This window comes from Rheinheimera lutimaris (assembly GCF_013283795.1).
Classification (GTDB): Bacteria; Pseudomonadota; Gammaproteobacteria; order Enterobacterales; family Alteromonadaceae; genus Alishewanella; species Alishewanella lutimaris.
Genome location: NZ_JABSOD010000009.1, coordinates 64,250 through 81,406, shown reverse-complemented (window position 1 = coordinate 81,406; position 17,157 = coordinate 64,250). Strand labels below are relative to the sequence as shown.

At 47.8% G+C, this 17,157-nt stretch carries 16 protein-coding genes and 2 tRNA genes; 9 read left to right on the top strand and 9 right to left on the bottom strand.

Features of this window, described 5'->3' with window-relative positions; translation table 11 throughout:
• Positions 1 to 76: 76 nt before the first annotated feature.
• From HRH59_RS10940 to seqA, 3 genes are all read right to left on the bottom strand, one after another.
• Positions 77 to 2,563 carry a glycogen/starch/alpha-glucan phosphorylase gene (locus HRH59_RS10940; protein ID WP_173501302.1) on the bottom strand — a complete coding sequence of 829 codons (2,487 nt, stop codon included), beginning with the start codon at positions 2,561 to 2,563 and terminating at the stop codon, positions 77 to 79.
• A gap of 152 nt (positions 2,564 to 2,715) precedes the next feature.
• On the bottom strand, positions 2,716 to 4,365 hold the full coding sequence (gene pgm, locus HRH59_RS10935; RefSeq protein WP_173501301.1) for a phosphoglucomutase (alpha-D-glucose-1,6-bisphosphate-dependent): 1,650 nt from the start codon (positions 4,363 to 4,365) through the stop codon (positions 2,716 to 2,718).
• An 11-nt stretch (positions 4,366 to 4,376) separates the two neighbouring features.
• Positions 4,377 to 4,883, bottom strand: coding sequence for a replication initiation negative regulator SeqA (gene seqA / locus HRH59_RS10930; protein ID WP_173501300.1), 507 nt, complete (start codon positions 4,881 to 4,883; stop codon positions 4,377 to 4,379).
• A 107-nt stretch (positions 4,884 to 4,990) separates the two neighbouring features.
• Between seqA and HRH59_RS10925 the strand changes: the two genes are divergently transcribed.
• From HRH59_RS10925 to fldA, 4 genes are all read left to right on the top strand, one after another.
• The gene (locus HRH59_RS10925) at positions 4,991 to 5,764 is read left to right on the top strand and encodes an alpha/beta fold hydrolase (protein WP_173501299.1); all 774 of its coding nucleotides are present in this window, start codon (positions 4,991 to 4,993) and stop codon (positions 5,762 to 5,764) included.
• Positions 5,765 to 5,830: 66 nt separating this feature from the next.
• Positions 5,831 to 6,028: a DUF2788 domain-containing protein gene (locus tag HRH59_RS10920; RefSeq protein WP_092792784.1), complete on the top strand. Its 198-nt coding sequence runs from the start codon at positions 5,831 to 5,833 to the stop codon at positions 6,026 to 6,028.
• Positions 6,029 to 6,042: 14 nt separating this feature from the next.
• The gene (gene ybfE / locus HRH59_RS10915; protein ID WP_173501298.1) at positions 6,043 to 6,315 is read left to right on the top strand and encodes a LexA regulated protein; all 273 of its coding nucleotides are present in this window, start codon (positions 6,043 to 6,045) and stop codon (positions 6,313 to 6,315) included.
• A 13-nt stretch (positions 6,316 to 6,328) separates the two neighbouring features.
• Positions 6,329 to 6,859 carry a flavodoxin FldA gene (gene fldA / locus HRH59_RS10910; RefSeq protein WP_173501297.1) on the top strand — a complete coding sequence of 177 codons (531 nt, stop codon included), beginning with the start codon at positions 6,329 to 6,331 and terminating at the stop codon, positions 6,857 to 6,859.
• A 50-nt stretch (positions 6,860 to 6,909) separates the two neighbouring features.
• On the opposite strand, the gene HRH59_RS10905 is transcribed toward fldA, so the two are convergent.
• A complete protein-coding gene (locus HRH59_RS10905) occupies positions 6,910 to 7,380 on the bottom strand; it encodes a DUF4442 domain-containing protein (protein ID WP_173501296.1) in 471 nt (156 codons plus the stop codon).
• A gap of 156 nt (positions 7,381 to 7,536) precedes the next feature.
• Between HRH59_RS10905 and fur the strand changes: the two genes are divergently transcribed.
• Entirely contained in the window at positions 7,537 to 7,977 is a 441-nt protein-coding gene (gene fur, locus HRH59_RS10900) for a ferric iron uptake transcriptional regulator (protein ID WP_173501295.1), read from the top strand.
• Between the two features lie 57 nt (positions 7,978 to 8,034).
• Here the strand turns inward: fur and HRH59_RS10895 are convergent, their stop codons facing one another.
• From HRH59_RS10895 to HRH59_RS10885, 3 genes are all read right to left on the bottom strand, one after another.
• Complete coding sequence (locus HRH59_RS10895; RefSeq protein ID WP_173501294.1) at positions 8,035 to 8,538, bottom strand: GNAT family N-acetyltransferase; 504 nt, start codon at positions 8,536 to 8,538, stop codon at positions 8,035 to 8,037.
• A 113-nt stretch (positions 8,539 to 8,651) separates the two neighbouring features.
• Positions 8,652 to 9,578, bottom strand: a complete 927-nt coding sequence (locus HRH59_RS10890) for an electron transfer flavoprotein subunit alpha/FixB family protein (RefSeq protein ID WP_173501293.1) — start codon at positions 9,576 to 9,578, stop codon at positions 8,652 to 8,654.
• A complete protein-coding gene (locus HRH59_RS10885) occupies positions 9,578 to 10,327 on the bottom strand; it encodes an electron transfer flavoprotein subunit beta/FixA family protein (RefSeq protein ID WP_173501292.1) in 750 nt (249 codons plus the stop codon). The genes HRH59_RS10890 and HRH59_RS10885 overlap by 1 nt, the downstream gene beginning before the upstream one ends.
• Positions 10,328 to 10,530: 203 nt before the next feature.
• On the opposite strand from HRH59_RS10885, the gene HRH59_RS10880 reads away from it, so the two are divergent.
• The 4 genes from HRH59_RS10880 to HRH59_RS10865 all read left to right on the top strand — a co-directional run bounded on the left by HRH59_RS10880 (position 10,531) and on the right by HRH59_RS10865 (position 16,903).
• Positions 10,531 to 12,165 (top strand): electron transfer flavoprotein-ubiquinone oxidoreductase, encoded by a 1,635-nt coding sequence (locus tag HRH59_RS10880; protein ID WP_178089545.1) that lies wholly within the window; start codon positions 10,531 to 10,533, stop codon positions 12,163 to 12,165.
• Positions 12,166 to 12,498: 333 nt separating this feature from the next.
• Complete coding sequence (locus HRH59_RS10875; RefSeq protein WP_231702474.1) at positions 12,499 to 14,562, top strand: hypothetical protein; 2,064 nt, start codon at positions 12,499 to 12,501, stop codon at positions 14,560 to 14,562.
• Positions 14,563 to 14,684: 122 nt separating this feature from the next.
• Positions 14,685 to 15,443, top strand: coding sequence for a pseudouridine synthase (locus tag HRH59_RS10870; protein ID WP_173501290.1), 759 nt, complete (start codon positions 14,685 to 14,687; stop codon positions 15,441 to 15,443).
• A gap of 17 nt (positions 15,444 to 15,460) precedes the next feature.
• Positions 15,461 to 16,903, top strand: a complete 1,443-nt coding sequence (locus HRH59_RS10865) for an SLC13 family permease (protein WP_173501289.1) — start codon at positions 15,461 to 15,463, stop codon at positions 16,901 to 16,903.
• Positions 16,904 to 16,953: 50 nt separating this feature from the next.
• On the opposite strand, the gene HRH59_RS10860 is transcribed toward HRH59_RS10865, so the two are convergent.
• Both HRH59_RS10860 and HRH59_RS10855 read right to left on the bottom strand, forming a co-directional pair.
• Positions 16,954 to 17,029, bottom strand: a tRNA-Gly gene (locus HRH59_RS10860).
• A 30-nt stretch (positions 17,030 to 17,059) separates the two neighbouring features.
• Positions 17,060 to 17,146 (bottom strand) — tRNA-Leu (locus HRH59_RS10855).
• Positions 17,147 to 17,157: the final 11 nt, after the last annotated feature.

Here is a 17,157-nt window from a genome sequence, read left to right as displayed (position 1 = left end):
TTCTACTGCTCTGACAAGTGCTGGTTGCATCTCCGGTAAAAGTAAAAAGCCTGTCATTGACAGGCTTTTTAGGGTGTTAGCTGCGTTTTACCGCACATTTCTCCAGTTGCCATACACGGCTGACATAGTCTTCAATAGAGCGGTCTGAGGTAAACTTACCAACCAGAGCCGTATTGAGCATGGCTTTTTTCGCCCAGCAGGCTTTATCACGGTACCACTGGTCAACTTTTTCCTGTGCTTTAACATAGGTTTCAAAATCTGCCAGCACCAGATACGGATCGCCACCTTCCAGTAAGCTGCGCTTAATTGCTGCTAACTCACCGGGTTTACCCGGGGTAAAGTAGTCAGTTTCCAGCCAATCCAGAATGGCTTTAATTTCCGGGTTAGCATAGTAGTAATCCATACTGTTATAGCCGTTGGCATGTAGTGCTTTTACTTCATCTACCGTTAAACCGAAGATGGCGATATTGTCTTCACCTACCTCTTCAGCAATTTCGATATTGGCACCGTCTAAAGTACCTACTGTAATGGCGCCGTTTAATGCCAGCTTCATATTGCCGGTACCGGACGCTTCCTTACCGGCAGTAGAAATTTGCTCTGACACGTCCGCCGCCGGGATCATTTTCTCGGCTAACGTGACGCGGTAGTTTGGCATAAACACCACTTTAATGCGGTTTTTTATCCGTTTATCGTGGTTAATTTTATCCGCTATCTTATTGATAGCATAGATAATTTCCTTTGCCAACTTATAACCCGGCGCAGCCTTGGCGCCAAACAGGAACACCCGTGGTGTCATGTCATAATCCGGCTCCTGCAAAATACGACGGTACAGCGCCAAAATATGTAACAGGTTAAGGTGCTGACGCTTATATTCGTGCAGGCGTTTAATCTGAATATCAAAAATAGCATGCGGGTCTATATCGATATTGGTCAGCTTTTTCACTACGGTGGCCAGCTCAGCTTTATTCTGCTGCTTAATCGCCATAAAGGCGTCTTGCACAGCGGCGTCATCGGCAAAAGCGGCAAACTTAGATAACTGCTTTAAATCGGTTGGCCATGCCGTGCCGATTTTTTCATCCAGCAACTTAGCCAATTTCGGGTTACAGGCTTTTAGCCAGCGCCGCGGTGTCACACCATTGGTCACATTGGTAAATTTGTCCGGCCACAGCGCAACCATTTCAGGGAACAAGTCTGATTTAACCAATTGTGAGTGAATTTCTGCTACGCCGTTAACGCGGAACGAGCCCACCACGGACAAGTGGCCCATACGCACCATAGGGTCATGGCCATCTTCAATAATCGACAATTTACGCTTTTTGTCGTTATCGCCCGGCCACAGCACATCCACCTGCTCCACCAAAAAGCGACGGTTAATTTCGTAAATAATTTCCAAATGGCGCGGCAGTACCTTTTCAAATAAGCGCACGGCCCATTTCTCTAACGCTTCCGGCAATAAGGTATGGTTGGTGTAGGCAAACACCTGCTGGCATAAATTCCACGCCTGATCCCATTGCATTTCAGCGCGGTCAACCAAAATACGCATCAGCTCAGGAATAGCAACCGCCGGGTGCGTGTCGTTCAGTTGGATCACCACCTGTTTGGCAAATTCGCTCCAGTCATCACCATGGCTGCGTTTGTAACGGCGGATGATGTCTTTTAGTGAACAGGACACAAAGAAGTACTGCTGAATTAAGCGCAGCTCTTTACCGGCATCGGTTTCATCGTTCGGATACAGTACTTTGGAAATGGTTTCCGCTTCGATATTTTCACGCGCCGAGTCGATATAACCACCGGAGTTAAATACGTCCCAGTTGAAAAAATCACTGGCGCGGCTTTCCCATAACCGCAGCACGTTTACTGAACTGCCGTTATAACCTACTACCGGAATATCCCACGGCACGCCTTTAATAATACGGCCCGGGTGCCAAACCTTTTTCATCTTGCCTTGCAGGTCGTATACAGTTTCGACATAACCATACACCGAGATTTCCTGTACCGACTCCGGCCGGCAAATTTCCCACGGGTTACCGTATTCGCGCCAACTGTCCGGCCGCTCAATTTGCCGGCCATCCTGAAAACTTTGACGGAACAAACCATGTTCATAATGAATACCGTAACCAATTGCCGGATAATTCAACGTGGCTAACGAGTCGATAAAGCAAGCGGCTAAACGGCCTAAACCGCCGTTGCCCAGCGCCATATCTTCCTCCTGGTCTTCCAGGTCAGCGATATTCATGCCCAGTTCGCTCAGCGCTTGTTTAGCCTGGCTGTATAAGCCCAAATTATGCAGGTTGTTGCTAAACAGACGGCCCATCAGATATTCAAGGCTAAAGTAATGCAAAGCGCGGGTGTTTTGCTCGTAGTGCGTGCGCTGGGTGTTGCGCAAGCCATCAAACACCTGCTCGTTTACTGCTGCGCATGTGGCGCTCCACCACGCCTGAGGGCTGGCTTTATTGACGTCCGTACCGAGGGTTGAATGCAGGTGGCGGATGATCTGTTCTTTCAGCTGTTCGGTATTAATTTGTGTAATACCGCTGCCGGCAGTTGAGGTATGTGTTTTCATTACAAATCCTGATAGTTTGCTGCCTGTGATAGTCACATAATACTGCTAAGTGTACAATTGTTACAAAAAAATACCTTAATACAGCGTTTCAGGCAAAATTTAAGGCCATGAATGTAATTTAATTACACAACTAATCATAGCCTTTGCGCGTGTTAAATCTGACTGAATACGTATTCAACGAACGCTTTGGCATCATGCTCCAACTGCAGCAGATGCGCCTGATCAACAAAACTTTCCAGATAAATTTTATACGTATTCTCTGTACCTGAGGGCCTGGCCGCAAACCAACCGTTGCGGGTTACCACTTTTACCCCACCAATTTCGGCACTGTTGCCGGGCGCTTTGGTCATCACGGCAGTAATGTCATCACCGGCCAGGCTGGTTTGATGCACACTACTGATATCCAGCTTTTTCAACGCCGCTTTTTGCTCAGCATTTGCCGGTGCATCCAGCCGGCGATACAGTGGCGAGCCCAATTCTTTGGTTAACGCCTGATACTGCTGGTAAGGATCAACCCCGGTTTTTGCCAGCATTTCCGCTGCCAGTAAACCCAGGATAAAGCCGTCTTTATCAGTCGACCAGGCACTGCCGTCAAAGCGCAGGAAACTGGCGCCGGCGCTTTCTTCGCCGCCAAAAGCCACAGTACCGTTGTGCAGGCCGTCAACAAACCACTTAAAGCCTACCGGCACTTCCAGTAAATTACGGCCACGTGCAGCTACCACACGGTCAATAAGAGCGCTGGAGACCAGGGTTTTACCAATGGCTAATTTTTCCGACCAATCCGGCCGGTTAGCCAGCAAGTAGTTGATCACAACCGCCAGATAGTGATTCGGGTTCATCAGGCCGCCACTGCGGGTAACTATACCGTGGCGGTCAAAATCGGGGTCATTGCCAATGGCAATATCAAATTGATCTTTTAACTGAATAAGGTTGGCCATGGCATAAGCAGACGAGCAATCCATGCGGATCTGGCCGTCTTTATCCAGCGGCATAAAGGCAAAGGCCGGGTCTACTTTATCGTTAACTACGGTAATGTTAAGGCCGTAACGCTCTGCTATACGCGGCCAGAATGCAATACCGGAGCCGCCCAGCGGGTCAACACCGATACGAATACCGGCTTTTGCAATAGCGGCCATGTCGATAACATTTTCCAGGTCATCAACATAGTGCTGAATATAATCGATATGCTGGCAATAGCCCGATTGCAACGCCAGCGCATAAGGCATCATTTTTACGCCATCAAGCTCGTTGGCTAATAACGCATTGGCGCGTTGCTCTATCCAGTTCGTCACATCGGTATCAGCCGGACCGCCGTGTGGCGGGTTATACTTTATACCACCGTCCTGCGGCGGATTATGCGACGGCGTAATAACAATGCCATCAGCCAGTTGGCCGGTCGCACCTTTATTTTGCGTCAAAATCGCATGAGAAATCACCGGCGTCGGCGTGTAACCCAGGTCTTTTTGTATACAAACCTGTATTTTATTCGCAATCAGCACTTCCAATGCGCTGGCAAAGGCGGCCTCTGATAACGCATGCGTGTCTTTGCCCAAAAACAGCGGCCCGGTAATGCCGTTCTTCTTACGGTAGTCGGCAACGGCCTGGCAAATGGCTAACACATGCGGTTCATTAAACGAGCAGGTCAGTGCACTGCCCCTGTGCCCAGAGGTACCAAAGCTGACTTTATGTTCAGCATGCGTATGCACATCGGGTTCCAATACATAATAAGCGGCCATCAAACGGCTGATATTCGGAATTAACGATGTGGGCACCTGTTGCCCGGCCAGCGGGTGTAAAGACATAACTTTTCCTTTTATAACAAATCGCGAATACGCTCGGCGTCCTGTTCACTATAGCCGAGTTTAATTGCTGTCTCGGTTAGCATCATTTTCTTACGTGTCGTGTTTGAATTGGTTATCACCCAAAAGCCGGTATTGGGTATCGGCTTAGGGTTGGTACTGCTGCCCGCTTCAGACAACTCTTCTGCCGTGCGGCCAAAATACAAGCGGTTACGGCCTTTAATATCCAGCACTTTATCAAATTGCTTTTTATGCGCTCTGGCCAGAGTCGATAAAATAAACAAAAAACGACCGACAACACTCGACTCCGCCTGTAAATCTTGCTTGTTTATTAAGTCAAAAATATTACTGTTTAATGTCACCTCAGCTGCTGCGACAACCGGCTCTGTCGGCACAACCACCTCAGCATCTGCATCTCCCAGCAACAGGCGACGTAATATTTCAGACGCACTTTCGCCGATTTTTTGGGTCTGACCGGCAATGTACTGATACAGCTCGTCATCTATTTCGATGGTTTTCATATATTTATTCCGCAGACTAAAAGTGGCATCATTATATAAAGCCTTGTCGACTGACGCCAGCGACATAATTTAGCTGGCTGCAATCACTGTTAACCGGATGCATTTTTATGCTTTTACATACCCACAAAAGTGGTCAGCAAGACAGTAACACGGTACCGGTGGTGCTGATACACGGCCTGTTTGGCAGTTATGAAAATTTGGGAGTTATTGAGCGCAGCTTAAGCGCACAGTATCAGGTGGTAAATGTCGATGTGCGCAATCATGGCCGCTCCGGCCACAGTGAGCAAATGAGCTACGCGCTGATGGCGGAAGATTTAGCCCAAACGCTGGATGAGCTTGGCATTACAACAGCGGTGTTGTTGGGGCATTCGATGGGCGGTAAGCTGGCGATGGCCTTTGCATTGCAATACCCGCAGCGGGTTAGCAAACTTATTCTGGCGGATATTGCCCCGGTCGCTTATCCGCCCAGGCATAACAGCATTTTTGCCGGCTTAACGGCTGTGGATTTGGCGGGGATCACCAGCCGTAGTGATGCTGACAAACAACTGGCACAACATATCAGTGAACCCGGAGTCCGGCAGTTTTTGCTAAAAAGCCTGGCAAAAGATAACGACACTTTTTACTGGCGCTTTAACCTGACTGCATTGCAAGCGAATTACGCTGCGTTGATAGACGCCCACCTTACAGAAGGCCGCTACGACGGCCCGACACTGTTTATTAAAGGTGGCGATTCCGACTACATATTGCCGGAACATAAAGCACGCATTATGCAATTATTTCCACAGGCACAGGCGAAAATTATTCAGGGTACCGGCCATTGGCTGCATGCAGAAAAACCAGCAGCGTTTACCAAGCTGGTGCAGGACTTTTTATTGAGCTAACGCACTAATTTTTTGCCGAAGTTATGCTATAGTGCGCGCACTTTTTTACAGGTCAGGTAAAACAAGATGTCTTTAGAGCAGTATGAGGCTATCGGTTTATGGCTTGGTTTAGGTATTTTGTACCTGTTTATTGTGTTGGCAATACGTGATGTACTGAAGAAGAGTAACGCGCCGAAGCTGGGACAGTTTTTTGTCTGGCTGGTGCTGTTTCTGTCGCCGGCAGTATTTATTATCAAAAGCGTAGTGCCCTATTTTATCGAGTAGTAAGGTTAGGATTAATGGCGAAGATAGCCACTGATCGCACCACGATTGATTTATTTGCTCAGGAAAAGCGCCCGGGCCGGCCGAAAACCAACCCATTGCCGCGGGAAGAACAGCTTAAACTAAACAAACGTAATCAAATCAAACGTGATCGCAGTAAAGGTTTAAAGCGCATTGAGTTTAAAGTGTCTGACCAGCTGTACGCTGCGCTGAGTCAGCAGGCCGACCAGGCCGGGATCACACGCAGTGCGTATATCGAACATATTTTGACACAAGCGTTAACCAGGTAAGAAGGTTAGATTAATGGCAACTGTAGGCATTTTTTTCGGTAGCGATACCGGCAACACTGAACATATCGCCAAGATGATCCAGAAAGAACTGGGCAAACACTTGTTCGACGTGCGTGACATCGCCAAAAGCAGCAAAGAAGACATTGCAGCCTTTGATTTACTGTTACTGGGTATCCCAACCTGGTATTACGGCGAAGCACAGTGCGACTGGGATGACTTCTTCCCTGAGCTGGATAATATCGATTTCAGCAACAAGTTGGTGGCTATTTTCGGCTGTGGCGATCAGGAAGATTATGCAGAGTATTTCCTTGATGCTATGGGCACCTTACGCGATATCATCGAACCCAAAGGCGCTATTATCGTCGGGCACTGGCCAACCAGCGGCTACAACTTTGTTGCCTCCAAAGCACTGGCAGATGATAAGCACTTTATCGGTTTAGGTATTGATGAAGACCGCCAGCCGGAGCTGACTGAAGCACGGGTAAAGCAGTGGTGTAAACAGATTTACGAAGAAATGAGCTTAAAAGAATTCGAAGCTTTATAAACCGAAAAAACCGGCTTAACCGCCGGTTTTTTATGGCCTGAGCAGGCCGGTTAGTCCGGCCGGTATTTAGCTTTTTTCCGTACATACACAGTACGGTTTACCTCTGCCACTATCTGGTTTTGGCTATCTTTAATATGTATCAAAAACTGCGGAAAATGTTTATCGCCGCTGTCAGTAGCGGCTTTTATTTGCTCCACCGTATCATCTGACAGCCAAAATTCGGCCATTAGTTTGCCTTTGCCTGGCTTAATAAAATCGATATCGGCTTGCTTATCCCACACCAGATACTCTTTCCCCAAGGCGCCCATTAACATCAGCGGATATATCGGATCAGTCATGGCAAACATGCTGCCGCCAAACTGGGTATTATTAATATTCCGTGTCCAGGGTCGTGATTTCAGTTCAACACGACAATAGCGATAGTCGATACTTAACTCTGCCACCTTGATGCCCGGAAACAGAAACGGCGGCCAAAAATTAAGTAAGTGCCGCATTACTGCCGGATTAAATGCCCATTTCATAAATTCACTCTGGTATGACCTGATTGGCGGCTATTGTACTTTGCTCGTTGCACAGCACAAGAGTGAACCTGGCAATAAGAAGCCGTTTTTACCATTTCATTCCTGGCATAATGTCTTTATAATCTTTTGTATAGATAAGCCAGAGTTAGAGTTTTTATGTCAGATCACAACAGCGAGTTACGTAAAGCCGGCCTGAAAGTTACCCTGCCGCGGGTAAAAATTTTAGAGATCCTGCAAGATCCGAATAATCAGCACATCAGTGCAGAAGACGTATACAAGCTGCTGCTGGAAATAGGCGAAGATATTGGTTTAGCCACGGTTTACCGCGTATTAAACCAGTTCGATGACGCCGGCATTTTAACCCGCCACCACTTTGAAGGCGGCAAATCGGTATTTGAACTGACCGGTGGTAGCCACCATGACCATCTGGTGTGTTTAAAGTGCGGTAAGGTGATCGAGTTCGAAGACGACGTGATAGAAGCCAAACAACTGGAAATTGCCGGGCAAAACGGCATTAAGTTAACGCATCACAGTTTATATCTGTATGGTGAGTGTACCGACACCGTACAGTGTAAGAAAAACAGCGAAATGAATTAACAGTAATTAACGTAAAACGGCACCCGTGGGTGCCGTTTTTGTTTGTGCTTACGTTAGCTAGCCTCCGGCAATACCGGTATTAATCCGCGCCATACTCAGCGCACTAACGTAGTTGCCGTATTGAAAGGCAAAGTCACTCAGCTCGGCCTCTACTTCAAAACCAAAACGTTCATACAAGGCAATAGCCGTTTCATTGCTACTGTATACCGTAAGCTCCATCCGACGGATATTCAGCCAGTTATCGGCCATTTCCAGCGCGGCGCGCAATAAAGCAGAGCCTATGCCGCGGCCCTGAAACTCTTCCGATACTCCCATGCCAAGTTCTGCCACATGGCGCCGGCGCGGGTTTTGGCACACCTGCAAGCCAAGCTGCCCCACTACTTTGCCTTCAGTCTCTGCCACCAGATTGTAAAAGCCGGCGCCGGCGTTATACAGCCGCTGCCAGTTTGCCACCGGCTGATACGGTAGCTGCAGCGTATTAGCATACACAGTAGGTTGATCATAAATGGCTTTAATAGCATCAATGTCAGCGGGTTCAGCATGACGGATCACAGCAGGCATAATGGCGTCCTTAAAGGTATGGAAGGGTTATCTTAATGTGGTTTCGCTCAGCTCAACAAGAGCGTAAACGCAAAAAGCCGGCACAACGCCGGCTTTTTTGTCATTGCGGCAGCTTAAAGTTGCTGTTCGAGCTCCGGTAGTACGGTAAATAAATCCGCAACCAGGCCGTAGTCAGCGATCTGAAAGATCGGCGCTTCGGCATCTTTATTAATCGCCACTATCACTTTAGAGTCTTTCATACCGGCAAGATGCTGAATAGCGCCGGAAATACCCACAGCAATATACAACTCCGGTGCCACTATTTTACCGGTTTGACCAACCTGCATATCGTTTGGTACAAAACCGGCGTCTACCGCCGCGCGTGATGCACCGATAGCTGCGCCTAACTTGTCGGCAATACCGTTTAACAGCGCGAAATTTTCACCATTTTGCATACCGCGGCCACCGGAAATAACTACCCGCGCCGCCGTTAATTCCGGCCGCTCAGATTTGGTCAGCTCAGCACTGATAAACCGCGATACACCGGCATCCTGCACTACAGCGATGGTTTCCACCGCAGCGTTGTTGCCGGTTTCTGCCGCCCGAAATGCCGCCGGACGCACTGTCAGTACTTTAATACTGTCTGTCGATTGCACCGTTGCGATGGCATTGCCGGCATAAATCGGCCGCACAAAGGTATCCGCGCTTTCAATAGCAATCACATCTGAAATTTGCGCTACATCCAGCAAAGCGGCTACGCGTGGTAAAAAGTTTTTGCCGGTGGTAGTCGCCGCCGCCAAAATATGGCTGTAATCTTTACCTAATTCGGTTACCAAAGCCGCTACATTTTCCGCCAGCTGGTGCTCGTACGCTGCATTATCTGCGGATAATACTTTGCTTACCCCGGCAATGGCGGCAGCTTCTGCTGCGACACCTGCACAGTTAAAACCGGCAACCAGTACCGTTATGTCGCCACCAATGGCGGTAGCGGCCTGCACGACTTTACGGGTTTCACCTTTTAAGCTCTGATTGTTGTGTTCTGCGATAATTAAAATGGCCATTAGATCACCTTCGCTTCATGCTTTAACTTATCTACCAGTTGTGCCACTGATTCAACTTTAATACCGCCCTGGCGCGTAGCCGGAGCGGCAACTTTCAACAGTTTCACATTTGATTGCAGGTTTACGCCGAAGCTGTCTGCCGCTTTAACATCTAACGGCTTTTTCTTGGCTTTCATAATGTTGGGCAGTGAAGCATAACGAGGCTCGTTTAAGCGTAGATCGGTAGACACCACCGCCGGTAATGTCAGCTCAACGGTTTGCAAACCGCCGTCAATTTCCCGCGTTACCTGTACTTTGCCATCTGCCAGTACCACTTTAGACGCAAAAGTACCCTGCCCCATGCCGGTTAACGCTGCCAGCATCTGGCCGGTTTGGTTGTTATCAGAGTCAATCGCTTGCTTACCCAAGATGACCAAACCAGGTTGTTCATCAGCTACTACTTTTGCCAACAGTTTAGCCACTTGCAGTGAATCCGGATTTAAATCCGTTTCGATATGCAAAGCACGGTCGGCTCCCAGAGCCAAAGCAGTACGCAATTGCTCTTGTACTGCTGCAGTACCGATAGACACCACTACCACCTCTGTCGCACTGCCGGCTTCTTTTAACCGTACCGCTTCTTCTATCGCTATCTCACAAAACGGATTCAGCGCCATTTTGACGTTTGCCAGGTCAACACCCGACAGATCAGCTTTTACCCGCACTTTTACGTTGTAATCAATAACCCGTTTTACCGGCACCAGTATTTTCATAAATTCCTCGTTCTTTCGCCCGCAACAAATCGGCAGATTTCGTTACAGGTTTACGTTAAGGTAAAGCTACAATGGTTTAGTTTGCCACAATCTACTTACTGTTGACGTTAACGTCAACCTGCAATACCCTTAACAGCATGATAAAAGCAGCTTAAGCTGTAAATAATAAACTCCAAGAGGTCAGCACTGTGCAAAGAGAATCAATGGAATTCGATGTCGTAATAGTAGGTGCCGGTCCGGCCGGGTTGTCTACTGCCATCAGATTGATGCAACAGGCCAAAACGGCGGCAAAAGAACTGACTGTATGTGTGGTGGAAAAAGGCTCAGAAGTGGGCGCACATATTTTATCCGGCGCCGTATTTGAGCCTCGTGCATTAAACGAACTACTGCCCGATTGGCAGCAGCTTGGCGCACCGGTGACGACCCCGGTTACTCACGACGATATTTACCTGTTTAAAGACGCAGCAAAAGCCACTAAGTTGCCCGGCTTTTTGGTGCCGAAAACCATGCATAACAGCGGTAACTATGTGGTGTCCATTGCTAACCTGTGTCGCTGGTTAGCGCAGCAGGCCGAGCAACTGGGCGTGGAAATCTTTCCGGGTTTTGCCGCCAGCGAAGTATTAATAGAAGAGGATGTCGTCACGGGCATTCTGATTGGCGATATGGGGCTGGATAAGCACGGCCAGCCTAAAGACAGCTTTGTCCCAGGGATGGAACTGCGCGCTAAATACACCGTGTTTGCCGAAGGTTGCCGCGGCCATCTGGGTAAACAACTTATTCAGCACTTTAAACTTGATGCCGGCAAATCACCGCAACATTATGCACTGGGTTTTAAAGAGATCTGGGATGTGTCGGCAGCAAAGCATCATGCCGGTTTGGTGGTTCACTCAGCTGGTTGGCCGTTAAGTGCTGATACTACCGGCGGTGGTTACTTATATCACGCCGAAAGCCAACAAATCGTGGTGGGATTAATTGTCGACCTGAATTATAGCAACCCGCATTTAAACCCGTTTGAAGAGTTTCAACGCTACAAGCAGCACCCGGTAATAAGCCAATACCTGAGCGGCGGCAAGCGCGTCAGTTACGGCGCCCGTGCCATTGCTAAAGGCGGCCTGAACAGCTTACCCAAAATGAGTTTTAACGGCGGCTTACTGGTGGGTTGCGATGCCGGCACGTTAAACTTTGCCAAAATCAAAGGTAACCATACCGCGATGAAATCCGGCATGCTGGCCGCCGAAACCTTGTTTAACGCGCTTACGCAAGATGATAACGGCGGTAAAGACTTAACAGCCTTTGCTGATGCAGTCAAAGGCAGCTGGTTGCACGAAGAGTTATACTGTTCACGTAACTTTGGTCCGGCCATGCATAAGTTCGGCACCTTCTGGGGCGGCGCTTTTAATACGCTGGAGCAAAACTGGTTTGGCGGCAAACTGCCCTTTACCCTCAAAGATGACACACATGATTACGCCCAACTTAAACCGGCCGCCGAAGCTGAGGTAATTCAGTACGCCAAACCGGATAATGTGTTGAGCTTTGACCGCTTATCGTCAGTGTATTTATCCAATACCAACCATGAAGAAGAGCAACCCTGTCACTTAAAGCTGACCGACAGCACTATTCCTGTGGCCGTAAACCTGGTGAAATACAATGAACCGGCGCAGCGCTACTGCCCCGCCGGCGTATATGAAATTATTCAGGACGACAGCAACCAGCCGAAATTTCAAATCAATGCTCAAAACTGTATTCATTGTAAAACCTGTGATATTAAAGACCCCGCACAAAATATCACCTGGGTAACGCCGGAAGGCGCCGGCGGCCCCAATTATCCCAATATGTAAATCCGGCAACAGCGTACTGTATCAGTATCAGGCTTTTATAGTACGCTGCTTTATTAAGCTATTGTTTTAACAAATCTTCCGCCTTGCATGTTTTCAGCGCAAATCACATCATTTTTAACCGTTTCGTTGGCTTAATTTTAAACAACTACTACTTTTAATACTGACCGTAATTTTATTATCAGCAGTAACGCCTCGCCAGAGACAGGAAGTAGCATGATGAATATCAAAACAAAAACAGACCAAAGCGCACAAGATGATGTGGTAATTGTTAAAACAGCGGCAAAGAAAACGCCGCAGCCACCTCTGGCACCGTCCTTTGCCAGTGACCGTTATATGTATTTTACCGAACGCGATATCAACAAAATTCTGACCAATCTGGATGCCTTGCGCAGCAGCGTGTTTCCGGTGTCAAACCCGGACAATGAAATCCAAAGCCGTAAGCAGCAACATTTTCCGTCGGTGTGCTTAATTGGTTTGGGCCGCTGTGGCTCTAATATTGCCCTGGACGTGGCGTCGTTGGTTTATAACGCGCGAAACTTTTATTTAAGTGAATTTAATAACGAAGAAAAACAAACCCGTGAGCAGGAATACCGGCCGATGCGCTGGATTAAACGCAGCTTGCATTTATCCAACTCGCAAGCGGTAAAACCGGTATTTTTGATCGAGCCGTTAGTCATGCTCGGCGATCTGGACAAAGATATCGAAGGCCGTATCCGCTTTTCGCATAAAGGCGAAAAAAGCGGCTTTTTACATGATTACACCAAGATGAAAATCATGGACTTGTCTGAAGTACACGCCGGCGGCGCCGGTAATGCGCCTATTTTGGGTCAGTATTTAGCAAAAATTATTCTGAATAAAGACACCCAGCGTTTTGCTAATACCGACTGGAAACATATTCACTCCTATCTTATCGATTCCTGCGGCATTAAAGCCAACCAATCGCGGCTGTATTTTTATATTTTCAGTGCAGGCGGTGGTACCGGCTCCGGCATGGCATCGGAATTTGGCCTGGCACAGCAATATGCTTATATGAGTAAAACCTTCGATACCCGCACTATGGGCGAAGACGAAGAAAACCGTGGCCATTCTTTTGTGTTTGAGCCTATTTTTACCAGTGGTATTTGTATTTTGCCGAACATTTCTGATCATGGCGTAGAAATGTCCGAAGCATTACACATTAATGCCGGCCGGTTGCTGTGTAAGTATCTGGCAGAAGAGTGGGATTTCTCTTACAACTTTGACAACGAAGACAGCAGCGAGTCCAGTGTAATGCACCGGATCCGTCCGTGGAATGCCATGATGCTGATTTCAAATGATATTATGCGTTATGCCGAAGAAACAGATGACGGCGGTATTCAGCATATCGATGTAAATGCTATGGAAAAATACGCTAACCAGTATATTTCTCAGCAGATTTTCAATATTTTAACCGCCCAGGCGGTAACCACTGACTATGACGAGAACTACTTCCGTCGTGCCGGTATCGATATCGGTGAAACAATTCGCTTAGACGCCAATGACTTGTTTATGAGCCTGGCAGGCCCGGTGGCAGTAGCTTATGCCGAATCCGTGATCCCGGGTGACAGTAATGCAGAAAAGCTGAAGTTGTTTGATAAAGCCGGTGGCGGCCTGAATATTGATGATCTGTTTTTCCGCTCGATAGATTTGCCGCACTTTAACAAAGTAACCCAGGCCATTGAAGGTATCAGCTTGCTGCCGATTGAATCCGGCCGCTATCGCGAGACACTTAACAGCTATGTGAAAAACGGTTATAACGCCGCCGAGCTTAAAGATCTGCATTTCTTTAAAAACTGCTCGTCTGTGGTGTCTATCGTTTCATTGCCTAAAGACTACAAATTGTCCTACATGGATTTAAACCGGCTAAAATCGCACTTAAATTCGCTGTTTCCAAACACCACATTAAAACGTTATGCACTGGTTATTGGTGCTTCAGCCAACATTTCGCTTACCACGCTTATCGTAAAAAGCCCGTGTTTAAGTGACGATTTCCTCACCTTAATCGTCGCCTTTATTAAACGTTGTTTTGCCAAAGACAATTATCGCTTTGACGAGCAGTTAGATAAAGCAATGTTAGAATTTATCCGTTCAAATGAGTTTGATGAGACAGCACTGGACAATATGCTGCACGAGTTTGAAAACCCGGCCAAAATTCTCGATACCAACTGGTATGCCATCAAACCGATGTATGAGAAGAAATACCGTGAGCTTATTCATAATAAAGATAAATTTGTCTCAATTAACGATATTCGCTTAAGTCGCGACAGTGTCAAAAAAGCCATTAAATACCTGCGGGAAATTTACCGGCACAAAATCAGCAAAACGAAGGTTATTTCACTTAACTCACAACAAAGCAAAAAAGCCGAGCCGAAAGAGTAGCTGTAGTATCACGCTAAAAAGGCCTGGTATTGCCAGGCCTTTTGCGTTTCGACGGTAGCGCAAAACAGTTTAAGCCCCTACACTATCGCCATTGTAAAATCCTATCGGAATCTAGTGCTTTTATGTCTGATGTCACCCTTTACCGCTTAAATAAATTTATCAGTGATACCGGCTTTTGTTCACGCCGTGAGGCCGACAAATTTATCGAAAATGGCCTGGTTACTGTAAATGGTGCTGTGGCGCCGGTAGGTTTAAAAGTCAGTGACAGTGATCAGGTGCTGATTGACGGCAAGCCGTTAAAAGCCAAGCCAAAGCGGGTTTATTTGGCGTATCACAAACCGGTGGGCATTACCTGCACAACCGAGCGCCATATTCACGGTAATATTATCGACGCCATTCGTTACCCGGAGCGGATCTTTCCCATCGGCCGCCTGGACAAGCCCTCTGAAGGGCTGATATTTTTAACCAACGACGGTGACATCGTGAATAAAATTCTGCGTGCCGGCAATGCTCATGATAAAGAGTATGTGGTGACGGTTAATAAGCCGATCACTGAGCGCTTTATTCAGCAAATGAGCCGTGGCGTACCAATACTCGACACAGTAACCCTGCCCTGTACTGCACAGCAGCGCTCCAAACAGAGTTTTTCCATTATCCTTACCCAAGGCCTGAACCGGCAAATACGCCGCATGTGCGAGCACCTGGGCTATGATGTAAAGACACTGAAACGCACCCGCATCATGCATATCCGTGTCGCCGGATTAAAGCCCGGCCAATGGCGGCTGTTAGACGATATGGAAATACGCATGCTCGAAGCGCAATTATTGACCTCAAGCAAAACAGCAGACACCGCAGCAGATAATAATAGCTTTGATGATTAACGCCATAAGGACCGGTTATGTCTTTTCAGTTTAAATTGCCGTATTACATTACCCTGCTGGCCGGCCCGTTGTTATTTTTACTCACCCTGCTAAGTCCGCCCTGGTTTACCGGCATGTCAGCCAATGCCTGGTTAATTACCGGGCTTACCGGCTGGATGGCGCTGTGGTGGATCACTGAGCCGGTGCCTATTCCGGTTACCGCTCTGCTGCCGATTGCAATAGTGCCCTTGCTTAGTCTGGATAGCATTGGCAATGTTACCGCGCCTTATGCTCACCCGCTGATTTTCCTGTTTCTGGGCGGCTTTGTGCTGTCAATTGCGATGGAGCGCTGGAACCTGCACAAGCGTATTGCGCTAATGACCATGTTGTTAGTGGGCAGTAAACCCAGCCAGCAGATTGCCGGCATTATGCTGGTAACCGCTTTTTTGTCGATGTGGATGTCTAACACCGCCACTGCCGTGATGATGTTGCCGATTGGTTTATCCATTATTGCTATGCAACAAGAACAAGGTGTCAGTAACGATAACTTTGCCAAAGCCATTTTATTGTCTATTGCTTATGCCGCCAGTATCGGCGGTATTGCTACGTTAATCGGCACACCACCCAATGCCTTGTTAGCCGCTTATCTGGAGCGCAGTTATCAGTTGCAGCTCAGCTTCAGCGATTGGATGCTGTTTGGCGTGCCTCTGTCCATAAGCTTACTGTTGGTGTGCTGGTTTTGGCTGACACAGGTTCATTTCCGACTGGACAACATAGCCACAATAGACAGCCGCACCATGTACCGTAAAAAGCTCAGCGCACTTGGTGCTATGCATAATGCTGAAAAACTGGTGTTGGCCGTTTTTATATTGGCAGCATTTTGCTGGATTTTTCGCGGCCCGTTAAGCCAGCTTAGCGGCATTAAGCTGGATGACACCCTTATTGCTGTATTTGCTGCAACCTTGCTGTTTGTACTACCGGTATCGCTTAGCAGCGGACAACGCATTTTACAGTGGGAAGATTGTCAAAAGCTACCCTGGGGCGTGTTATTGCTGTTTGGCGGTGGCTTAACCCTGGCAACACAAATAGATAACTCCGGCTTATCCGGCTATATTGCCGGCCAAATTGGTCAACTTGGCAGTATTAATTTGCTGTTACTGATTATGCTGGTAACCACGGTGATTATTTTTCTCACTGAGATCACCAGCAACACAGCCACTGCAGCAGCATTTTTGCCGCTGCTGGGGCCGGTAGCGATATCATTAGATACGTCTGCGGCTATGTTGGTAATACCGGCAGCCGTTGCTGCAAGTTGTGCTTTTATGATGCCGGTAGCCACCCCGCCCAATGCGATTGTATTCGCTTCCGGCAAGCTGAAAATTATCGATATGGTAAAAGCCGGTTTAGTGCTTAATATCGTGGCTATTTTATTTATTACTCTGGCAGTAATAACCATAGCACCACATATCTTTGACTTTTAAGTTGTAGCAGAAACGAAAAACGCAGCCAACAGGCTGCGTTTTTTCGTATTTGGAGCGAGTAACGAGGTTCGAACTCGTGACCTCGACCTTGGCAAGGTCGCGCTCTACCAGCTGAGCTATACTCGCATAAATCTGGTATTTACTCTTAATGAGTAATGGTGCCCGGGGCCGGACTTGAACCGGCACGCCCTTTCGAGCGAGGGATTTTAAATCCCTTGTGTCTACCGATTTCACCACCCGGGCAGACAACTTTA

What these genes read in the sequence shown, in the direction of transcription:
- ybfE (WP_173501298.1), top strand. Translation starts at nt 6,043, where the DNA reads ATGGCGAAGATAGCCACTGATCGCACCACGATTGATTTATTTGCTCAG.
- seqA (WP_173501300.1), bottom strand. Translation starts at nt 4,883, where the DNA reads ATGAAAACCATCGAAATAGATGACGAGCTGTATCAGTACATTGCCGGT.
- HRH59_RS10905 (WP_173501296.1), bottom strand. Translation starts at nt 7,380, where the DNA reads ATGAAATGGGCATTTAATCCGGCAGTAATGCGGCACTTACTTAATTTT.
- HRH59_RS10865 (WP_173501289.1), top strand. Translation starts at nt 15,461, where the DNA reads ATGTCTTTTCAGTTTAAATTGCCGTATTACATTACCCTGCTGGCCGGC.
- pgm (WP_173501301.1), bottom strand. Translation starts at nt 4,365, where the DNA reads ATGTCTTTACACCCGCTGGCCGGGCAACAGGTGCCCACATCGTTAATT.
- HRH59_RS10870 (WP_173501290.1), top strand. Translation starts at nt 14,685, where the DNA reads ATGTCTGATGTCACCCTTTACCGCTTAAATAAATTTATCAGTGATACC.
- fur (WP_173501295.1), top strand. Translation starts at nt 7,537, where the DNA reads ATGTCAGATCACAACAGCGAGTTACGTAAAGCCGGCCTGAAAGTTACC.
- HRH59_RS10885 (WP_173501292.1), bottom strand. Translation starts at nt 10,327, where the DNA reads ATGAAAATACTGGTGCCGGTAAAACGGGTTATTGATTACAACGTAAAA.
- HRH59_RS10880 (WP_178089545.1), top strand. Translation starts at nt 10,531, where the DNA reads ATGGAATTCGATGTCGTAATAGTAGGTGCCGGTCCGGCCGGGTTGTCT.
- HRH59_RS10890 (WP_173501293.1), bottom strand. Translation starts at nt 9,578, where the DNA reads ATGGCCATTTTAATTATCGCAGAACACAACAATCAGAGCTTAAAAGGT.
- fldA (WP_173501297.1), top strand. Translation starts at nt 6,329, where the DNA reads ATGGCAACTGTAGGCATTTTTTTCGGTAGCGATACCGGCAACACTGAA.
- HRH59_RS10940 (WP_173501302.1), bottom strand. Translation starts at nt 2,563, where the DNA reads ATGAAAACACATACCTCAACTGCCGGCAGCGGTATTACACAAATTAAT.
- HRH59_RS10895 (WP_173501294.1), bottom strand. Translation starts at nt 8,538, where the DNA reads ATGCCTGCTGTGATCCGTCATGCTGAACCCGCTGACATTGATGCTATT.
- HRH59_RS10920 (WP_092792784.1), top strand. Translation starts at nt 5,831, where the DNA reads ATGTCTTTAGAGCAGTATGAGGCTATCGGTTTATGGCTTGGTTTAGGT.
- HRH59_RS10875 (WP_231702474.1), top strand. Translation starts at nt 12,499, where the DNA reads ATGTATTTTACCGAACGCGATATCAACAAAATTCTGACCAATCTGGAT.
- HRH59_RS10925 (WP_173501299.1), top strand. Translation starts at nt 4,991, where the DNA reads ATGCTTTTACATACCCACAAAAGTGGTCAGCAAGACAGTAACACGGTA.